This window comes from Dactylosporangium sp. NPDC050588, assembly GCF_040654975.1.
Taxonomy (GTDB): Bacteria; Actinomycetota; Actinomycetes; order Mycobacteriales; family Micromonosporaceae; genus Dactylosporangium; species Dactylosporangium maewongense.
The window spans coordinates 27,490-44,507 of record NZ_JBFAJA010000106.1; the positions used below are offsets into that span (position 1 = coordinate 27,490).

The 17,018-nt window shown below is 68.0% G+C and carries 10 protein-coding genes and 1 CRISPR repeat array (1 of these 11 running past the window's edge); of the genes, 3 read left to right on the top strand and 7 right to left on the bottom strand.

The genetic code is table 11. The features are described from left to right. Positions 1 to 5,044: a CRISPR direct-repeat array (repeat unit 37 nt; unit sequence GTTGAGATCCTCGCCGGCGGCGGACCGTCGGCGCTGG) (it extends 3,025 nt beyond the left edge of the window). Positions 5,045 to 5,178: 134 nt separating this feature from the next. The 6 genes from cas2 to cas5c are packed head-to-tail and all read right to left on the bottom strand — an operon-like array spanning position 5,179 to position 10,602. After that, positions 5,179 to 5,469 (bottom strand): CRISPR-associated endonuclease Cas2, encoded by a 291-nt coding sequence (cas2, locus tag AB0I21_RS49125; RefSeq protein ID WP_360571648.1) that lies wholly within the window; start codon positions 5,467 to 5,469, stop codon positions 5,179 to 5,181. Continuing rightward, positions 5,469 to 6,500, bottom strand: coding sequence for a type I-C CRISPR-associated endonuclease Cas1c (cas1c, locus tag AB0I21_RS49130; RefSeq protein ID WP_360571650.1), 1,032 nt, complete (start codon positions 6,498 to 6,500; stop codon positions 5,469 to 5,471). Before cas1c ends, cas2 begins: the two co-directional genes overlap by 1 nt. Then, entirely contained in the window at positions 6,493 to 7,134 is a 642-nt protein-coding gene (gene cas4 / locus AB0I21_RS49135) for a CRISPR-associated protein Cas4 (RefSeq protein WP_360571652.1), read from the bottom strand. The genes cas1c and cas4 overlap by 8 nt, the downstream gene beginning before the upstream one ends. 11 nt (positions 7,135 to 7,145) lie before the next feature. Continuing rightward, positions 7,146 to 8,042 carry a type I-C CRISPR-associated protein Cas7/Csd2 gene (gene cas7c, locus AB0I21_RS49140; RefSeq protein WP_360571654.1) on the bottom strand — a complete coding sequence of 299 codons (897 nt, stop codon included), beginning with the start codon at positions 8,040 to 8,042 and terminating at the stop codon, positions 7,146 to 7,148. Then, on the bottom strand, positions 8,039 to 9,934 hold the full coding sequence (locus AB0I21_RS49145; protein WP_360571656.1) for a type I-C CRISPR-associated protein Cas8c/Csd1: 1,896 nt from the start codon (positions 9,932 to 9,934) through the stop codon (positions 8,039 to 8,041). Before AB0I21_RS49145 ends, cas7c begins: the two co-directional genes overlap by 4 nt. After that, positions 9,934 to 10,602, bottom strand: coding sequence for a type I-C CRISPR-associated protein Cas5c (gene cas5c, locus AB0I21_RS49150; RefSeq protein WP_360571658.1), 669 nt, complete (start codon positions 10,600 to 10,602; stop codon positions 9,934 to 9,936). Before cas5c ends, AB0I21_RS49145 begins: the two co-directional genes overlap by 1 nt. A gap of 412 nt (positions 10,603 to 11,014) precedes the next feature. On the opposite strand from cas5c, the gene AB0I21_RS49155 reads away from it, so the two are divergent. Continuing rightward, entirely contained in the window at positions 11,015 to 11,263 is a 249-nt protein-coding gene (locus AB0I21_RS49155; protein ID WP_360571660.1) for a hypothetical protein, read from the top strand. A 70-nt stretch (positions 11,264 to 11,333) separates the two neighbouring features. Here the strand turns inward: AB0I21_RS49155 and cas3 are convergent, their stop codons facing one another. Further along, on the bottom strand, positions 11,334 to 13,592 hold the full coding sequence (gene cas3, locus AB0I21_RS49160) for a CRISPR-associated helicase Cas3' (protein WP_360571662.1): 2,259 nt from the start codon (positions 13,590 to 13,592) through the stop codon (positions 11,334 to 11,336). 1,913 nt (positions 13,593 to 15,505) lie between these two features. Between cas3 and AB0I21_RS49165 the strand changes: the two genes are divergently transcribed. Both AB0I21_RS49165 and AB0I21_RS49170 read left to right on the top strand, forming a co-directional pair. Further along, complete coding sequence (locus tag AB0I21_RS49165) at positions 15,506 to 16,144, top strand: type IV toxin-antitoxin system AbiEi family antitoxin domain-containing protein (RefSeq protein WP_360571664.1); 639 nt, start codon at positions 15,506 to 15,508, stop codon at positions 16,142 to 16,144. Next, on the top strand, positions 16,141 to 16,947 hold the full coding sequence (locus AB0I21_RS49170) for a nucleotidyl transferase AbiEii/AbiGii toxin family protein (protein WP_360571666.1): 807 nt from the start codon (positions 16,141 to 16,143) through the stop codon (positions 16,945 to 16,947). The genes AB0I21_RS49165 and AB0I21_RS49170 overlap by 4 nt, the downstream gene beginning before the upstream one ends. The last annotated feature ends 71 nt before the right edge of the window (positions 16,948 to 17,018 follow it).

The window sequence follows — 17,018 nt, forward strand, 5'->3', positions numbered from 1 at the left end:
GACCATGTTGTTGAGATCCTCGCCGGCGGCGGACCGTCGGCGCTGGGTCGAGGGTCGGGCCGCGTCGCCCCTCGGTGTCGCGCCAGTTGAGATCCTCGCCGGCGGCGGACCGTCGGCGCTGGTACATCAGCGGCGCCTACACCATTCGGCGCACCTGGTTGAGATCCTCGCCGGCGGCGGACCGTCGGCGCTGGCTCCGCCGCGACGCCCATCGCGGTCACGCCCTCGATGTTGAGATCCTCGCCGGCGGCGGACCGTCGGCGCTGGCGCTGGGCTGACTTGCCCAACGTTCGAACCCGGCAAGTTGAGATCCTCGCCGGCGGCGGACCGTCGGCGCTGGCATGTCCCGCACCGACGTACACGCCCCGTACTGGGTGTTGAGATCCTCGCCGGCGGCGGACCGTCGGCGCTGGCTCGTACGGCTCGCCGTCCGTGGCGCCGGTGCCGTCGACGTTGAGATCCTCGCCGGCGGCGGACCGTCGGCGCTGGACGATCAACTCGGCGAAGTTGCTCCTGGCTTTCTTCTGGTTGAGATCCTCGCCGGCGGCGGACCGTCGGCGCTGGCCGACGCCATTACCAGCATCCTGGCCGACTACCACCTGTTGAGATCCTCGCCGGCGGCGGACCGTCGGCGCTGGTCCTCGACGAGCTTCTCCGCGTACCGCGCGGCGAGGTTGAGATCCTCGCCGGCGGCGGACCGTCGGCGCTGGTCACATGTGGACCTCATCGTTCTGGCGCAACGCCGGTGTTGAGATCCTCGCCGGCGGCGGACCGTCGGCGCTGGCTGGTCGCAATCGGGCTCTCGGCGTCCCACGACCGGTTGAGATCCTCGCCGGCGGCGGACCGTCGGCGCTGGCGGGGAGCGGGAAGTAGGGCGCCTGGTTGCCCGTGCTGTTGAGATCCTCGCCGGCGGCGGACCGTCGGCGCTGGACGACTTCCCCTCGGAGCGCAGCTCGGTGGCGTAACCGTTGAGATCCTCGCCGGCGGCGGACCGTCGGCGCTGGCCTATACAACTGGCTGCTGCCGGTGGCCGCAAGCTTGTTGAGATCCTCGCCGGCGGCGGACCGTCGGCGCTGGGTTGCTAGAACAACACATGATTGGACCGACGACGATGTTGAGATCCTCGCCGGCGGCGGACCGTCGGCGCTGGGCCAAGGAGGTCCGCGCCTACGTGCAGGCCAACGCCAAGTTGAGATCCTCGCCGGCGGCGGACCGTCGGCGCTGGCCAGTACGCGTTCTTCATGTGCGCCGTCTCCAGCGCGTTGAGATCCTCGCCGGCGGCGGACCGTCGGCGCTGGGAGCTGCAGCGTCTGGCGGACGCGTGGAAGGAGCCGCTGTTGAGATCCTCGCCGGCGGCGGACCGTCGGCGCTGGCTGCTCGCGTTCTAGGAGGGTCGCCGGTGAAACCGCAGTTGAGATCCTCGCCGGCGGCGGACCGTCGGCGCTGGACTCCGGCGCCGTCGACTTCGCGAAGGCCGTCACCGCGTTGAGATCCTCGCCGGCGGCGGACCGTCGGCGCTGGCGGCAAGCCGCCCGTGCACGAGTGCGACGAACCGGAGTTGAGATCCTCGCCGGCGGCGGACCGTCGGCGCTGGTGGGCGTAGTTCATGGTGGCGACCGCTGCGGCGATCAGGTTGAGATCCTCGCCGGCGGCGGACCGTCGGCGCTGGTGTGTCGGCTTCTCCGGATCCGGCTTCCCCGGATCCGGTTGAGATCCTCGCCGGCGGCGGACCGTCGGCGCTGGCTGTCCGTGGAGAACATCGAGGTGTCCGGGCGGGGTTGAGATCCTCGCCGGCGGCGGACCGTCGGCGCTGGGCGTCCACCGGTGCTGACCATGACGCCCCCTCCCGGGTTGAGATCCTCGCCGGCGGCGGACCGTCGGCGCTGGCTGCGAGGGACTTGAACCCCCACCGTGTCCCCGTCCTGTTGAGATCCTCGCCGGCGGCGGACCGTCGGCGCTGGACGACGGGGTGAACGCCGTCGCCGACTGCTCGGGGTTGAGATCCTCGCCGGCGGCGGACCGTCGGCGCTGGACGAACCCGGAGCTTGAGTTCGAGCACTTCCTGGCGGAGTTGAGATCCTCGCCGGCGGCGGACCGTCGGCGCTGGTTGGCTGCGGCAGAAATTCCTGCTGCGCACCGACCTGTTGAGATCCTCGCCGGCGGCGGACCGTCGGCGCTGGGCCAGACACCGACTGGAAGCGCGAGTACCACTCGTTGAGATCCTCGCCGGCGGCGGACCGTCGGCGCTGGTTCAGGAGATGCCCGGCTACTCGTGGGATGACGAGTTGAGATCCTCGCCGGCGGCGGACCGTCGGCGCTGGCCGCCGTTTCGTGCCGCACCGCGCGATCGAGCATTAAGTTGAGATCCTCGCCGGCGGCGGACCGTCGGCGCTGGGCGCATCGAGCCGAGGCCGCGGGCCTACCACCCCGGTTGAGATCCTCGCCGGCGGCGGACCGTCGGCGCTGGGCCGCGCGGGGCGTGAAGACGCGGCGGAAGTTGTAGTTGAGATCCTCGCCGGCGGCGGACCGTCGGCGCTGGCGTGGCCCCGAACCCGAGCTGCCGAACGTGGCATTCGGTTGAGATCCTCGCCGGCGGCGGACCGTCGGCGCTGGTCGACGCGGCGCGCGAGCGGGCCGAGGCCTGGTCAGGGTTGAGATCCTCGCCGGCGGCGGACCGTCGGCGCTGGTCGAAGATCATCGAGTCGAGGATCACCGACTCCTTGCGGTTGAGATCCTCGCCGGCGGCGGACCGTCGGCGCTGGTCATCCCCACCCAGTCCCGCGTGAAGTTTTACGCGAGTTGAGATCCTCGCCGGCGGCGGACCGTCGGGGCTGGGGCGTCGGCCGCGGTGGCGGTGTCGGCGGTGTCTCGGGTTGAGATCCTCGCCGGCGGCGGACCGTCGGCGCTGGCGCGCAGCACACCATCAGCCGCCGAACAGAAAGAGGTTGAGATCCTCGCCGGCGGCGGACCGTCGGCGCTGGCCTCCGTGGCGTCGCTGCTCGGCGTGCCCGACCTGCTGGTTGAGATCCTCGCCGGCGGCGGACCGTCGGCGCTGGGGCCGTGAGGCGGACAGCCTGATCGAGATGCTGCTGTTGAGATCCTCGCCGGCGGCGGACCGTCGGCGCTGGTCTTGGGTGTCAGGGCGACACCCCGCCGCCCCAACAGTTGAGATCCTCGCCGGCGGCGGACCGTCGGCGCTGGGGCGGCGCGGCGGACGTCGTCGAGCGGCATGTATTCGGTGTTGAGATCCTCGCCGGCGGCGGACCGTCGGCGCTGGGTCGACGTGGAACGCCACGGTCGCGCTCAAGACGGGTTGAGATCCTCGCCGGCGGCGGACCGTCGGCGCTGGTTGGGGTCCGATGGTGATGAGCAACAGTGCGCTGGAGTTGAGATCCTCGCCGGCGGCGGACCGTCGGCGCTGGCCGGATCCGCCGACCTCCTCCCAGCCGTTCGACCGGTTGAGATCCTCGCCGGCGGCGGACCGTCGGCGCTGGACAGCTCGTCTTCGCGGCCCTGCTCGCTGAGGTCGGCGTTGAGATCCTCGCCGGCGGCGGACCGTCGGCGCTGGATGCCGGCCTCGTCGCCGAGCTCGCGGAACGCGGCGATGTTGAGATCCTCGCCGGCGGCGGACCGTCGGCGCTGGCCTCGGCGGGCTCGACGACCTCGACCGGGTCGTGGTTGAGATCCTCGCCGGCGGCGGACCGTCGGCGCTGGGCGTCCGTCACCCAAGGCATCCTCACCATCACCAGCCCGTTGAGATCCTCGCCGGCGGCGGACCGTCGGCGCTGGTGGTGTCGAGTGCGCGCTGCTGCTCGTCGGCCGTGTTGAGATCCTCGCCGGCGGCGGACCGTCGGCGCTGGTCGCGCATGTAGTGCGCGAGCCGGAACGCGGCGTCGGTGTTGAGATCCTCGCCGGCGGCGGACCGTCGGCGCTGGCAGGCCCTGACGCAAGGCGCACCAATGCGAATTGTTGTTGAGATCCTCGCCGGCGGCGGACCGTCGGCGCTGGCTGCCCACCGGTGCTGACCATGACGCCCCCCTCGGGGTTGAGATCCTCGCCGGCGGCGGACCGTCGGCGCTGGCCGCGACGGGCCTGTTCGGTCCGTACGACAACGCCGCGTTGAGATCCTCGCCGGCGGCGGACCGTCGGCGCTGGCCGGACCGCGACCGGCACCGGCTCCGCGACGAACCCGTTGAGATCCTCGCCGGCGGCGGACCGTCGGCGCTGGGACGAGCAGTTCCTCGTGCACGGTGTCCATGACGATGTTGAGATCCTCGCCGGCGGCGGACCGTCGGCGCTGGTCGATCCGACCGGCGACACCGTCCAGATGGCGTTCCTGTTGAGATCCTCGCCGGCGGCGGACCGTCGGCGCTGGGAGACCGGCGAACAGGCGCGGCGGCCCAGCTGGGAGGTTGAGATCCTCGCCGGCGGCGGACCGTCGGCGCTGGGCACCATCCACGCGTCCAGGACCCGACGCCCCGACCCGTTGAGATCCTCGCCGGCGGCGGACCGTCGGCGCTGGCCAGGACATGCCGACGTAGGTGAGGGCGCCGAGGTTGTTGAGATCCTCGCCGGCGGCGGACCGTCGGCGCTGGCGCGGGTGCCGGCCGGGACCGTGACCCGTAGCTGCGCCGAGGTTGTTGAGATCCTCGCCGGCGGCGGACCGTCGGCGCTGGCCCCGGTACCAGTGCAGGGCGTGTTCGTGGACGCGGCGGTTGAGATCCTCGCCGGCGGCGGACCGTCGGCGCTGGCTCCCGTAGCCATCCGGGGCCGGGAGCACGAAGCGTTGAGATCCTCGCCGGCGGCGGACCGTCGGCGCTGGGAGCACGCCGCGGAGCCCGCCGACGGGATCGCCCGATGGTTGAGATCCTCGCCGGCGGCGGACCGTCGGCGCTGGCAGGCCGCCTGCAACTGCCTGTGCGCTCAGCACCGGGTTGAGATCCTCGCCGGCGGCGGACCGTCGGCGCTGGCCAAGACCGCGTTCGACCTGCTCACGGTCAGCATGCAGTTGAGATCCTCGCCGGCGGCGGACCGTCGGCGCTGGGCTTTGCGAGCAGTGAGAATGGGGATCGCCGTATCGCCAGGCAATCATCTCCGTGCAAAAATTGTCCGTTTCACCCAGTTCTGCCCCTAGGAACCGAGCGCATAAGATCGTCGCGCTCGAGGTTCCTAGATCATTTAAAGGATGTGATCGCCGTGGTGTGGCGCGAGTTGCGCGACGCCGAGTCGCTCGACGGCTTGGAGGGTGCCTGTGGTGAGGCGGTACATCCGGATGTTGTCGACAGTGTGGTCAATGACATCGGACAGTAGTTGGCGTAGTGCCGGTAGTTGCGCGGCGGTGCACGCTACTTCGAAAACCGACTTCTGGACCCTGATGCCGTGACCTTCGCAGATCTTCGCGACGCGGCGGAGCCGCTGCGCGCCCGCTGGCGTTGTGGTGTCGACGTCGTAGGTGACGAGGTACTCCATCAGGCCGGACTCCATGGGATGTAGTGCGGTGTGTCTCCGCGCAGGTGCCGGGCGAGCAGCCGGGCCTGGATGAGTGGTAGCACGGCGGCGGGGAGGTCGCGTCCGAGGTGTCGGTGTGGCCATGGGCGTGACCGTGCTTCGCTCCATAGCGCGAGGTAGGCGCGTCTGCCGTCGTCGTTGAGTTCGCATGCTTTGCCGGGGTGGTCAACGAAGTGCTGCGGGAGGAGTTGACGGCGGTTGAAGGCGGTGAACACCAATCGGTCGACCAGGAGTTGCCGCATTTCCTCCATCAGGTCCAGCGCGAGCGCGGGCTTGCCGGGTCGGATGCCGTGCAGGTACCCGATGTAGGGGTCCAGTCCGACGTGCTCGAGGGCGCCGTGGACCGCGATGCGCAGCATGCCGTAGCCGAAGGAGAGCGCTGCGTTGACCGGGTCGGTGGGCGGCCGGCTGACCCGGTGCGTCGGTGCACCGACCTGGGAGTGTTCCGTGAGGAGGTGACGCCACATACCGACGTATCGTTTGGCGGCTTGGCCTTCGATGCCGAGCACGACGTTGATGTTGTCGGTCGGTGGTAGTCCGCCCAGGTCCAGTGCGATGGCGTTCGCGGCGGTGCGGAGTGCCTGTTGCCGGGTGCCTTTGGCGTCGGCTGCGGCTCGGAGCAGCACCTGTCGGGTGTTCTGGAGTTTGCCCGCGACAAAGCCGCGTGCGATGTCGAGCCGGCGCTCGTGGTCGCGAAGCGCATCGTGCTGGGCTACCCGCAGTAGCGGGTTGCCGCCTTGCGGTCCGATCACGCGGGCCCGGAATCGGCCGTTGCCGGACAGCCAGGTCACCGAGCGTTGGTCGGCGGCGCAGCGGTGCAGGAAGTCGTCGGTCACGGTGACACCGCCGAATGCTACGACGTGGTCGATCCGGATGAGCGGGAGCCGTTTGGCGCCGTTGTCGGGGTGGTAGACCCGCACGGCGTCGGCGTCGAGGTGGACGCTGCTGCCAGGGGTCATCACGTAGAGGGTGTTCTTGATCAGTTCAGGCATGCCAGTCACCGAGGGGTCGGGGTGTGTAGAGGTCGACCGGGCCGGCCAGTGCGTGAGGCAGGCAGTCGTCCAGTAGTGAGCAGCGACGGCACCGCCGGTCGGCGACGGGTCTGGGAAGGTTCGGTGCGGTGAGCACGGCACGCAGTGCTGTGACGGTGTCGGTCACTGCGGCGAGCAGTTCTCTGGTGAGGTCAACGCGGTGGCGGCGGCGGTCGGCGTGCGTGAAGACCTCTCCGTGCGGGACGTCGAGGTCGAGCATTTCGCGGAGGCAGTGCGCCTGCGCGGCGACCTGAACGTCGGCTGGCCCGCCGGGCTGATACCGGCCAATTTTGTGCTCGACGGGCACGGCCCGCCCGTGGCCGATCTCCACCACGTCGCATCGGCCGTACACGCCGAGCGCGGCGCTCCAGACTGGGACGGCGTAGTGCTGCCGGTATCCGGGCGCTGCGGTCGCCCGGACACCGGGCCGGTCGACCCGTTCGTGGGCGAGGTTGCCGCGAACGGTGTTGACGTCGTCGGTGAACACGCCTTCGACGTGGATGAGGGCGGCCTGGCGGGGGCAGTAGGCGTAGTGTTCCAGTGCTGACAGCGGGATGCGGCCAGCGTTGTCGTCCCCGTCAGGCCACCAGGTCATGGTCGTGCTCCTCAGCCGGCCAGGGCTTCGAAGGTGATCCCGGGCGGGAGTGCATCGACATCTTCGGTGATCTTGTAGTCGGTGAAGGCGCGCGGGTTTTCGACGCCGGTCAGCCGCTGCACCCGTACCCGTTCGAGGAGGGGCTGGGCCGCGGCGTTGCCGAACGCGTCAGCATGGCTGAACACGTAGAGCCCGCGCAGGGTCATGATGCCCCGGGTTGCGGTCCGGTCGTGGTCGAGCATGAGTTGCAGAGTCCGGTACAGCGCGGTCAGATCCTCACCGCTGACCCCGGTCTTCGCGGCGATCGCCGCGGAGTAGTGGAACTGGACGCGGTACAGGCCGTAGGGCACCGTCCATTTGCTGCCCATCTCCGTCCGCTCACCATTGTCGATATCTGCTTGTCGGGTCTGGGTGACCCGGGTGATGGCGTGCGATACCGGCAGTACGGGGTCGATGGAGCGGGCCATGCCGAACTGCAGTGGGCCGCGGATCTGGCCCAGGGCTTTAGTGTCGCCGGTGGACAGCACCGCGCCGAAGAGGCGTACGTCGACGTATCGGCTGCTCATCCACTGTCGTGCAGCCTCTGCCTGTTCCGGCGTGATCTTGCGCGACTTCAGTTCGATGCCGGTGGCGGTGTAGGACTCGGCGGTGCGGGTGTTGAGTGCGTGGCCAGCCTCGACGAACACCTGGTACCGGTCGGTGGGGTAGCCCAGGTGTTCGGCGGTGAGCCCGATGGTGTCACGGATCTTGCGTTTGATGGCGACGTCGGTGACCAGGCCGTGGCCGGTTGCCTCGTCGATCCGGGGGCGGTTGCCGCCGTCGGGGTCGCCGTTGGGGTTGCCGTCGGTGACGTCGAAGAACATGACCGCGTCGTGGCGGACTCGTGGATCGGTCGTCTCGGGCTTCACTGCTCGTCGTTCCCTTCATTGGAGGCATCGGCCGGTTCGTCGGCGTCGGTGGTGGGCATCTGGTCAACCGGTACTTCGGGAGCTTTGCCGGCCTTGGCCATGCGGACGTCGTGGGCCTGCTGATGGAAATAGCCGAGGATGAACCATGACTGGCTCTGCGCGTCGGCGAGCGGATCGACCGGAGCGTCGAGCCGGTCCTGCAGTTCGCGCACTCGGACCCGGTAGCGGGTGGCGGCACGGCGGGCCTTCTCGGCCCGATCCCGGACGCCTGGTTCTGTACTGGGGGTGCTGGCGGTGCTGTCCAGCTTCTTGATCCAGGCCGGGAACAGTTGCAGGCCCTGGACCAGCGCGACCCGCGGATTGGCCACGGCGCCGGCGAAGTAGCGGTGGAAGAACGTGGTGTTGGGCTGTTCATCCTTGGGGTAGGCGCTGTACTGCAGCGACTCGAGCACCGCGAAGAGGCGGCCGCAGAGGTAGGCGGGGTGGTCCTGTTTCTCGTCGAGCACGGCCGTGGGCCCTTCTCCTGTTCGTTGCGGATGACGAGTGAGCGCGACCCGCAACAGCGCGATGCGCGGACCGTCGATCTTCAGGTCGGTACGAACACGGCGAACCATGTGCGCCAGCACGTGCGGCGGCAGGGCTTCACCGTGCAGGCCTGCCTGCAGCAGCATCCGGGCCAAGTCGTCGGGGCGATCGGCCGCCTTGTCGGTGAGCGGGATGTACCGGCCGCCGCGCTCGGAGCGGTCCGGCAGCCACTGCCCAGCGCACCGGATGAGCAGCCAGATCGGGTACCCGACCGGCTGGTCCCGGCCACGCGGAGCGATCTGGTGATCGACGAACCATGTCTTGACGTTGCGTTCCGCGTCGTCGAGCGGCATTTCAATCCAGTGGTGGATCACGAGTCGCGCCACGTTGCCCGATAACGTCACCGAGCAGAAGGTATGCCGCCCAGGGCTGCGGCGCTGCTGTCCGGTGACCAGCGAGTGCAGGTATTCGCTGATCCGATCGAGGGTGCCGTCGAGCATCGCGATGGTGTCGCTGCTGGCTCCGTCGCTGACCCACCACGCCATCCGGGTGCGCTGACGGGGGTAGACGAAGTTGCCGCGAACGTCGGACAGGATGGCGTACAGGTTGGCCACTGCTGCTTGGCCGCAGCCGACACAGATCGGTGACCCGGCGAGCCCCTCGTCGAAGTCGTAGGTGTGGATGCGTTTGTTCGCCGAGAGCAGGGCGATCTCCTGATCGGCGCCAGGGATCAGCGCCTTCGGCAGCGCCTGTGGCATCCGGCCCAGCAACGGTCGGTCCGGCAGCCCGCAGACCAGGCACAGCCCGCGTCGTCCGCCGCCGTCGGACCCGGCACCGCCCTTGCGCTCCTGGACCACTGTTTCCCATACGGCCCACACCGAGTCGCAGTCGGTGACACGCCGGCCGTCGACGGCGACGATCACCAGATCACGGGAGGTCCACTTCATGCCACTCGGCGGTGCGGGTGGCGTGCCACGGTCGTAGAACGCCGACAGGGCTTGCGCCGCCCGGTCGCCGGGGTGTTCCCGCGCCCATCGGCGGGACAGCTCGACAAACGCCCGGTGCGCCTCGGCGACCCGTTCGGGCTTCGACTTGTCATCGACCCAGCCAAGGACGTACTGCGCATCATCGACGCCGATCGTCGGCGCGATACCCGAGGTGCGTCCCGCGTTCGGAACTAGGATCGGTCGGCCGAACTTCGTCGACCGCTGCGAAGTGTCAGCGAGGGGTACCAGGCCGGTATAGTTGCCGTCCCCGTCGAGGTTCAGCTCCCACCCGACAACGCGGACGCGGCTGTACGGGCGATGCCTCTCCTCATCGTCATCGTCGACGGGGCGTCGGTAGCCCACCAATCGGCGTAGCAACATCAGACCACCCCGGACGGCGATGGCACACTGCCTGCAATGCCCTGTGCCGGGATGTTCAGCACGCCGCGCTCCAATCGTGCGGTGAACCAGTCGAACCGGGCCGGCGGTCCATAATGGATCCGGTGCAGCATGATCCCCAGATCCTCGGTGACATCGATCGGCGCCCGGTCGTCCGGCGGGAAGAAGTCAGCGGGGAACTCTTTCGCTCCCATGAACGGCTGCTGGAAACACGCTCCTCGGTTGACCCGCCGCCGGAACTGCTCCCGATACGCCGCATCGGTCTTGTCGGCGTGTGCGAGTAACTCCACCTGTGCGTGGATGCGGTACTCGACATCACGCAGGCACAATGCGCTTCGCTGATCGCGGCTGGCCACCGTGTCGACCCGCCGCCCGTTGCCGACCGCGTCGGCGAGGCTGGGCAGGTCATGGGTTTCGTTGCGGCGCAAGGTGAACTGCCTGATCGGTCGAAGCACCTCGATCCGCACCGGTACCCATCGGAATTCCGGCTTCCAGAAGATGGCGTCCAGCACACCGGTCGCCGCAGTCGGGGTCATCACCGGGTAGGTGACCCGTTCGACCCGTAGTTCCGGGCGGGTGAACAACGCACCCTCAGCACGGACTTGCACCACCACCGGGGGCTGACGTTGTTGTCGCGGGGAGTCGATCACAGCAGATAGTCCTCCTTCAACGAGGTGACGAGGTGCCGCCACCTCACGGCCGCTACCAGTCCTACAGCAGGACTGCCGGGATACGCCTGGCTCCAGCGGACGCGCACCAGGCGCGCCCGCTGGATGATCCGACAAGGGTCTACTTCCCTCGTTCTTTGGTGATTGAGACCCTCGGGGCTGCCTTCGCTGCCCCGCTGCTGTCGCCTCGACGGGACGTCGTGGATGCTACCCCATTCCATCAAAGAACCAGTAGACACGACCATCAATAGTTGGTTAGCCTCGACCCGCAAGGCGCAACTACCGCAGCGGCGGTTGAACGACTGGGAGTCGCCGCAGAGAGGCAACTGGCGCCGGTCGTCGCGCAGGGAGCCGCCCCAACGGCCAGTCAAGTACCAGCCAAGAGGAGCCGTCAGTGGGCGCACAGCGGCAATCCCATGTACCGTCGCACGGTCCCGGCCACGGAGGCTCCGCCTCGCTGCGAGCTGTATGGGTAGCCATAACCCTCGTTGTCGCGGCGATCGCTGGACTGCTGACTGGCCTACTGGCCTGGCTGGGTGGCGCGAATATCGCCAACGCCATCCTCAGCGGCGGGGCGGCATTTGGCGTGACGACCCTGCTGATCTTGGCGGTGATCGAGTTCCTCGATCGCGGGAGTGCTTGACCGACATTTCCAGGGGGGACCAGCCGCAGCGTTGTATGCAATGTCAGGTGATGACTCCGACGCCGGCCTGTCATAGCAGGTAGTCCCCCTCTCTGGGTTCGAGCACGATGCCGAATCCGTCGTCGTATTCGCCGCGCCATTGCTGCAAGTCCCCGATCACCGGATCGAGGTTCGCGGCGATCTCGGCGCGCTGCGCAGTTCGGCGACGCAGAGCGGTGATGTACGGCTGGAGTTGCCGCAGCGCTCGCATGTCCGGCTGGGACCCGCGCAGGTTGTCCAGGCACTCTCGGACAGCCTCTTGCGTGGCCTGGTCGCCGTACGGCACGAGCACGGGTACGGTGTCGTCGGTGATCATCCGGAAGGCGAGCTCACGGTCCCGTTGCACGCCGCCCGGGGACTTCAGCGGCCCGTCAGTAACGGCGACGAAGTCCCACTTACGCCGGTTCCCAGCGATGACCTTCGCAGGACTGCCCCGGTCCTCGATGCCGAGCGTCCGATAGAGATCCGGAAAGTATGCGGCCAGCGCCGCCTGATCCTCAGGTTCGGCTTTGTCCCGGCCGAAGTAGACCCGCGCCTTGTGGATCTGGGTGGGGTAGGACGGCGGGAGTCCACCATCGGCGGGGTCGAAGATGACGACCAGACCCCCACGGCTCCCGAGATTGCCCTCGCGGTTGCACCGTCCGGCGACCTGGGCCAACGATTCGGGCGGCCCGACGGCCCGGAAGGCCACCGGAAAGTCCAGGTCAACACCCGCCTCGACCAGGGAGGTACTGACCAGCAGAACCGGCTGACCGTGTCGAAGCAGCTCCCGGACGGTGCGGAGCACACGGTGCCGGTGGGCGGGGCACATGCCGGTGGACAGGTGCAGCACCGACGATCCATGCGAGTCGTCCTTGCGCGCCTGCTCGAAGGCCGTCCGCGCGTCGCGGACAGTGTTGACCACCAGGAGTGCCTGCGCATGGTCGGCGGCCTCCTGCACCATCTCCGCCAACGCGGGCCTCGGATCCAGCCGCCAGTCGAACTCGACCCGCTGGCACTCGGCGAAGAACGCCGCCGGTGAGGGCACTATCTCGTACGCGTGCAGGTCCTTCAGCGGTCCCAGCGCATGCACTGCCGGCTGCGTCGCCGACGACAACACTACGGTCACACCGAACCGCTGCGACAAGATGCGCAGTGCGTCTGCGATCTGCGGCAGCAGGCGATGCGGCAGCGCTTGGACCTCGTCCAGCACAAGCACCGAGTTTGCGATCCGGTGCACCTTGCGCATCCGCGACTGTGTCCGGCCGAACAGCGACTCGAACAACTGCACGGTGGTGGTGACCACGAACGGCGCATCCCAATTCTCCGCAGCCAGACGCCGCCACGAATGGTGTCGCTCACCCGAATCCGGGTCGTCCATCTCGACGTGGCTGTGATGCTCAAGGACGACCCGTTCGGCCTCTGGGTCCTCCGGGTCAAGCAGCTTCCGGTACACCGCCGCGTTCTGCTCAGTGATCGTGATGAACGGCACCGCGACAATCACCCGCCGCTTGCCATGCATCGCGGCATGCTTGAGCGCGAAGCCGGCAGCCGCGATCGTCTTCGCCGTGCCGGTGGGAGCCGTCAGCCGGAAGATCCCCGGAGCCTGCTCAGCGGCAGCCATCGCGGCGCTGAAGACCCGCTCCCGCCGGTCGTCCATCTGCCCCGGTGACCGCCTGGTAAGAAAGTCCGAACGACGTGCCAGAAACCGTTCGAGCAGGTACTGAGCATCCAGGTCCTGGCCCACTCTCGGGGCCCCGTTCTCCCGGTGCGCCTGCGTGTCGAGCACGTCGGCATCCACGAGGCAGGAGAACAGGAATCGCAGGAGAAACTCCTGGGTCATCGTGTCGCCGTCCGGGCCGAGGTCCGAAGACAGTCTGGGCACCTGGGTGAACATCTCCGGCACCGCGACGCGCAACAGTCGCTCGGCGTCGGCCCACCGGCCGCGCCGCAACCGCCGCTCGTGCTCGTCGTCCTCACCGAACAGCTCGTCGACCTTGCTCTGATTGGTCAGGCCGCCGTGGTGCCCGGCCACTGCGAACTCGACCGGCCGCAACCCGTGACGGCGAGCGAGTTGCACTCCGAACGACTTGTGGTCCAGCCCGACTCTGCCGTTCGTCGGCTCCACCAGCAGTAGCCTGTCTTGCCACTCCTGCCAGCACTTACCGCCGTCGTGGATCAGCCCGGCCCACCACGCCAACTCACCCAACCCAAAAGGCGACGCGAATACGCGTGCCAGACCCGCCGTTCCGCGGAGATGGTCCTCAATGCGATGTCGGTGGCCGAACCGGTTTTTGCTGTGTGCCCACACGGCGGTCTCCTCGGGTGCGCTGACACCCGACACAGAACCACAGGGGTACGACAGAAACCGACGGCATTCACGTCGTTGCCAACCAACGGAGCCATGGGGACGGCACATGTCTAACCGATCGGCACAACCGCTCGATCTGACCGGACACCCCGATTCCCCGATCAAGCACCTCGCCCCAACCGTGCAGCCACCGACGGCGCCGAACCAGAGCCCGACGCCGGGGTCAGGCTCTGCGTCGGTGGATAGCCTCGACGAAGAAGATGCCGAGCTGCCCGAGCTCATCGATTGGCTACACCGCAACGAGAAGGAGCGGCGGGAACTGCGCAACAAGCACGCCGGACTTATGCGTGCGATCGTCCGCAAGCCTGGCGGCCGGGCTCAGGCCGGCGAACTGGTCGCCTCGACACGAAGACCACCCGGGTCCGCGAGCGGGCCGCCGGCCTCGCGCTGGTGGTCTACCGCGGCTCGAACACTGAGAAGGTCGACGAAGACGGCCGGCTGTACGGCGAGACCGGTCAAGGACGAGGGCACCCAGTGGGAGGCCGACCGCAAGTGGTTCCTACTCGCTCGGGGCAAGTACGACCGCTACATGGGGTCGGATGCACCCCTGGACCAACCGCGCGCGTCGCCGCATACATCGAGGCATTGCTGGCCAGATACCCGGACCTCACCACCGATGCAGGAGAAGACAGCCCCTGGTCCACCGGGCCGCCAATCAATCCTCGCGGCCGAGCTGCTCGCCGCCGCGCTGGTCGGGGCGGCGGGTTACGCCTCCGTGGTGTACCCGCTGGCCAAGTTGGCCACTCCTTGCACCCGCAGACGCCGGATCCGCAACCGATCTGGAACGTGGATCACGCACTGATGTGAAGGGCCGCACGGCCAACTGGCAGTCCGCAGGCACAACCCCACCAGGTGGGCACCCGGGACGCATCCACGCTCTGCCCGGCATGGACCTGTTCGGCATCGCTTGCGCCGGGCATCGCCTCCTGAACTGGCTGAGCGCCCGCGCCGATGCCGAGCCCGCGATGCTGACATCAGGAGCACCCGGTCCGCGCTGGAGCCGTACTACTGCGCCGCCGGCCTGATCATGGTGGAGCAGCCACGGCTGCGTTCGGGACCGCTACAGATCGGCAGCACAACCTACTGCCATCGCCTACCGCCTGCTGGATGGCCACGCCAGTTCTGGTGGCAAGGTTGTGGAATCGCAACTGGCCGCGACCTATCGGCGGGCAGTGAGGTAACGTGACGTGCTCCAGCCGCCAGCGCAATCACTGTCGGTGAACCCCGGAAAGCAAACGGGACACAGCATCGATCAAAGATCTCCGAGTGTTGCCCGTTGCCGCTCGCCGGCACGCGCCCATCGTGATCACCGCAAGGAAAGCGGCTAGCACGCGAAGCCAGGGTTAGCTTCGCAGGCATGCTGAGCAAATGCTGGGCCAATCAGATGATCGCGGAAGTTTTCGCAGCTCAGAGCTTGTTTGGCCTGAGATCACCCAGATCTACGAGGGCACGAATCAAGTGCAACGGATCGTGATGGCGAGGCAGCTGCTCAACGGCTGACTTAGCGCGTTTTCGCAGTTCAAAGCCGGTGCTGCGGAGCGTAGCGATCGAGATTCGCGAGCCCGGCTGCACCGAGCGCTCGTGATTTACGAGCAACACGTTAACGATGATCGAGATGCGTTTTTCCGCACTTCAGAGCGATTGTGGCCATCGCAGCCATTGTCGGCTCGGAGAACGGCATCCTGGGGAAATCCTGGGTTGCAAGCCCGGAATTGCGAATGCATCGACGGCGCGCACGGTGGATGAGGGGCACTGCCGCTCGATCTGACCGAAGGCTGGACAGCGGCGCCGGTCCATCTCAGCGAGGCCGTGCTGATGCTGCAATGTGCGCTACATATGATACACTTTGCAGCATGTCCTCGGTAGGCATGCTGACTCGTCTGGCGACAGAGCTCGCCGAGGATCAGTGGGGGCTGTTAACCCGCGCCCAGGCTCTCGCGATGGGGGTGCCTCGAGCGACCTTTGCTCGTCTGGTTGCGGCTGGGGCACTAGTGCGCGTGGCGCACGGTGTGTACCGGGTCGCCGGGGGGCCGGATGCCGGTCATCTTGATCTGCGGGCCGCGTGGCTGCAGTTCGATCCACTCACGCCAGCGTGGCAGCGGGTGCAGTCCGACCGTGTGGCAGTCGTGTCCCATCGATCCGCAGCCGAGTTGTACGGTCTCGGAGACCTGATTGCCGACATTCACGAGTTTGCCGTTCCGGTACGAACGCAGACGCGACGGCAGGACGTACGGCTGTATGTACGTCAGGTTCCGCCGGAAGACCGGGACCTGACCGGCGGGTTGCCAGTGACGCGGGCGCACCGGATCGTGGCAGATCTGCTGGATGTACACGAGGACGGGAGCGCGGTGGCCACGATCGCGGTGGAGGCCGTCCGGCGCGGACTGACGACCGTGAACAAGATTGCTGAGTCGGTGGCACCGTTCGCCCGCAGATACCAGGCGGACGACGGCACGGCGCTGGCGAACCAGTTGCTGAGCAATGCCGCATGACGGAGTCATTCCCGTACGGGTCGCCTGCAGCGTTGCGGGCGGCGTTGACGGATCGGTTGAAGAAGTTGGCGCGCGCGTCCGCGTTCACGGTGACCGATTTGCAGCGCCAGTTCGCCTATGACCGGCTGCTGTCCCGGGTCTTCAGCGCGCCGGATGCTGATCGGTGGGTGCTCAAGGGTGCCGCCGCGCTGCTGGCACGCTTGGAGGTGGCTCGCCACAGTAAGGACATCGACCTGTCCTGGCAGTCCGCGGCTGACCTCGATGAGGCAGAGCAGGCGTTGCGGGCCGCCGCTGGGCGGAACCTGGGTGACTTCTTCGTGTTCGAAATCGGGCCACCGACCCCGCTCGTCGGCGACAAGGGGCGGCGGTTCGCTGTCGTGGCCGGACTGGGTGGGCGGCCGTTCGCGTCATTCTCGGTGGATCTGGTCGCGGGGCATTCGATGACCCACCCGCCGGAGGTCGTATCGCCCTTGGTCTCGGTGGAGATTCCCGGGCTGGCGCGGGTGAACTACCGGGCCTACCCGCTCGTCGACCACATCGCGGACAAGGTGACGGCGTGCCTGGAAACGCATGCTCGCAGCGATGGGGCGGTGTCAGTGTCGAGTCGCTACAAGGATCTGGTCGACCTGGTGCTGATCGCTCGTACTCAGCAGCCCGTCGCTGCCGACTTGCGGCGCGCCTTGCTGTCGGAGACCGCGCGTCGCGGGGTCGGGCTGCCGACGGACTTCATGGTGCCGGGATCGCTGTGGCCGGCCGGGTACGAGACGAAAGCCGCCGAACTGTCGCCGATTTTTGAAAATTGACCCCGTTTGGGTTCGGGAATTTTGACCCCTCCCGTGGTTGGTCAGTTGTGGTTGGTGCGGTCTTTGTTGAG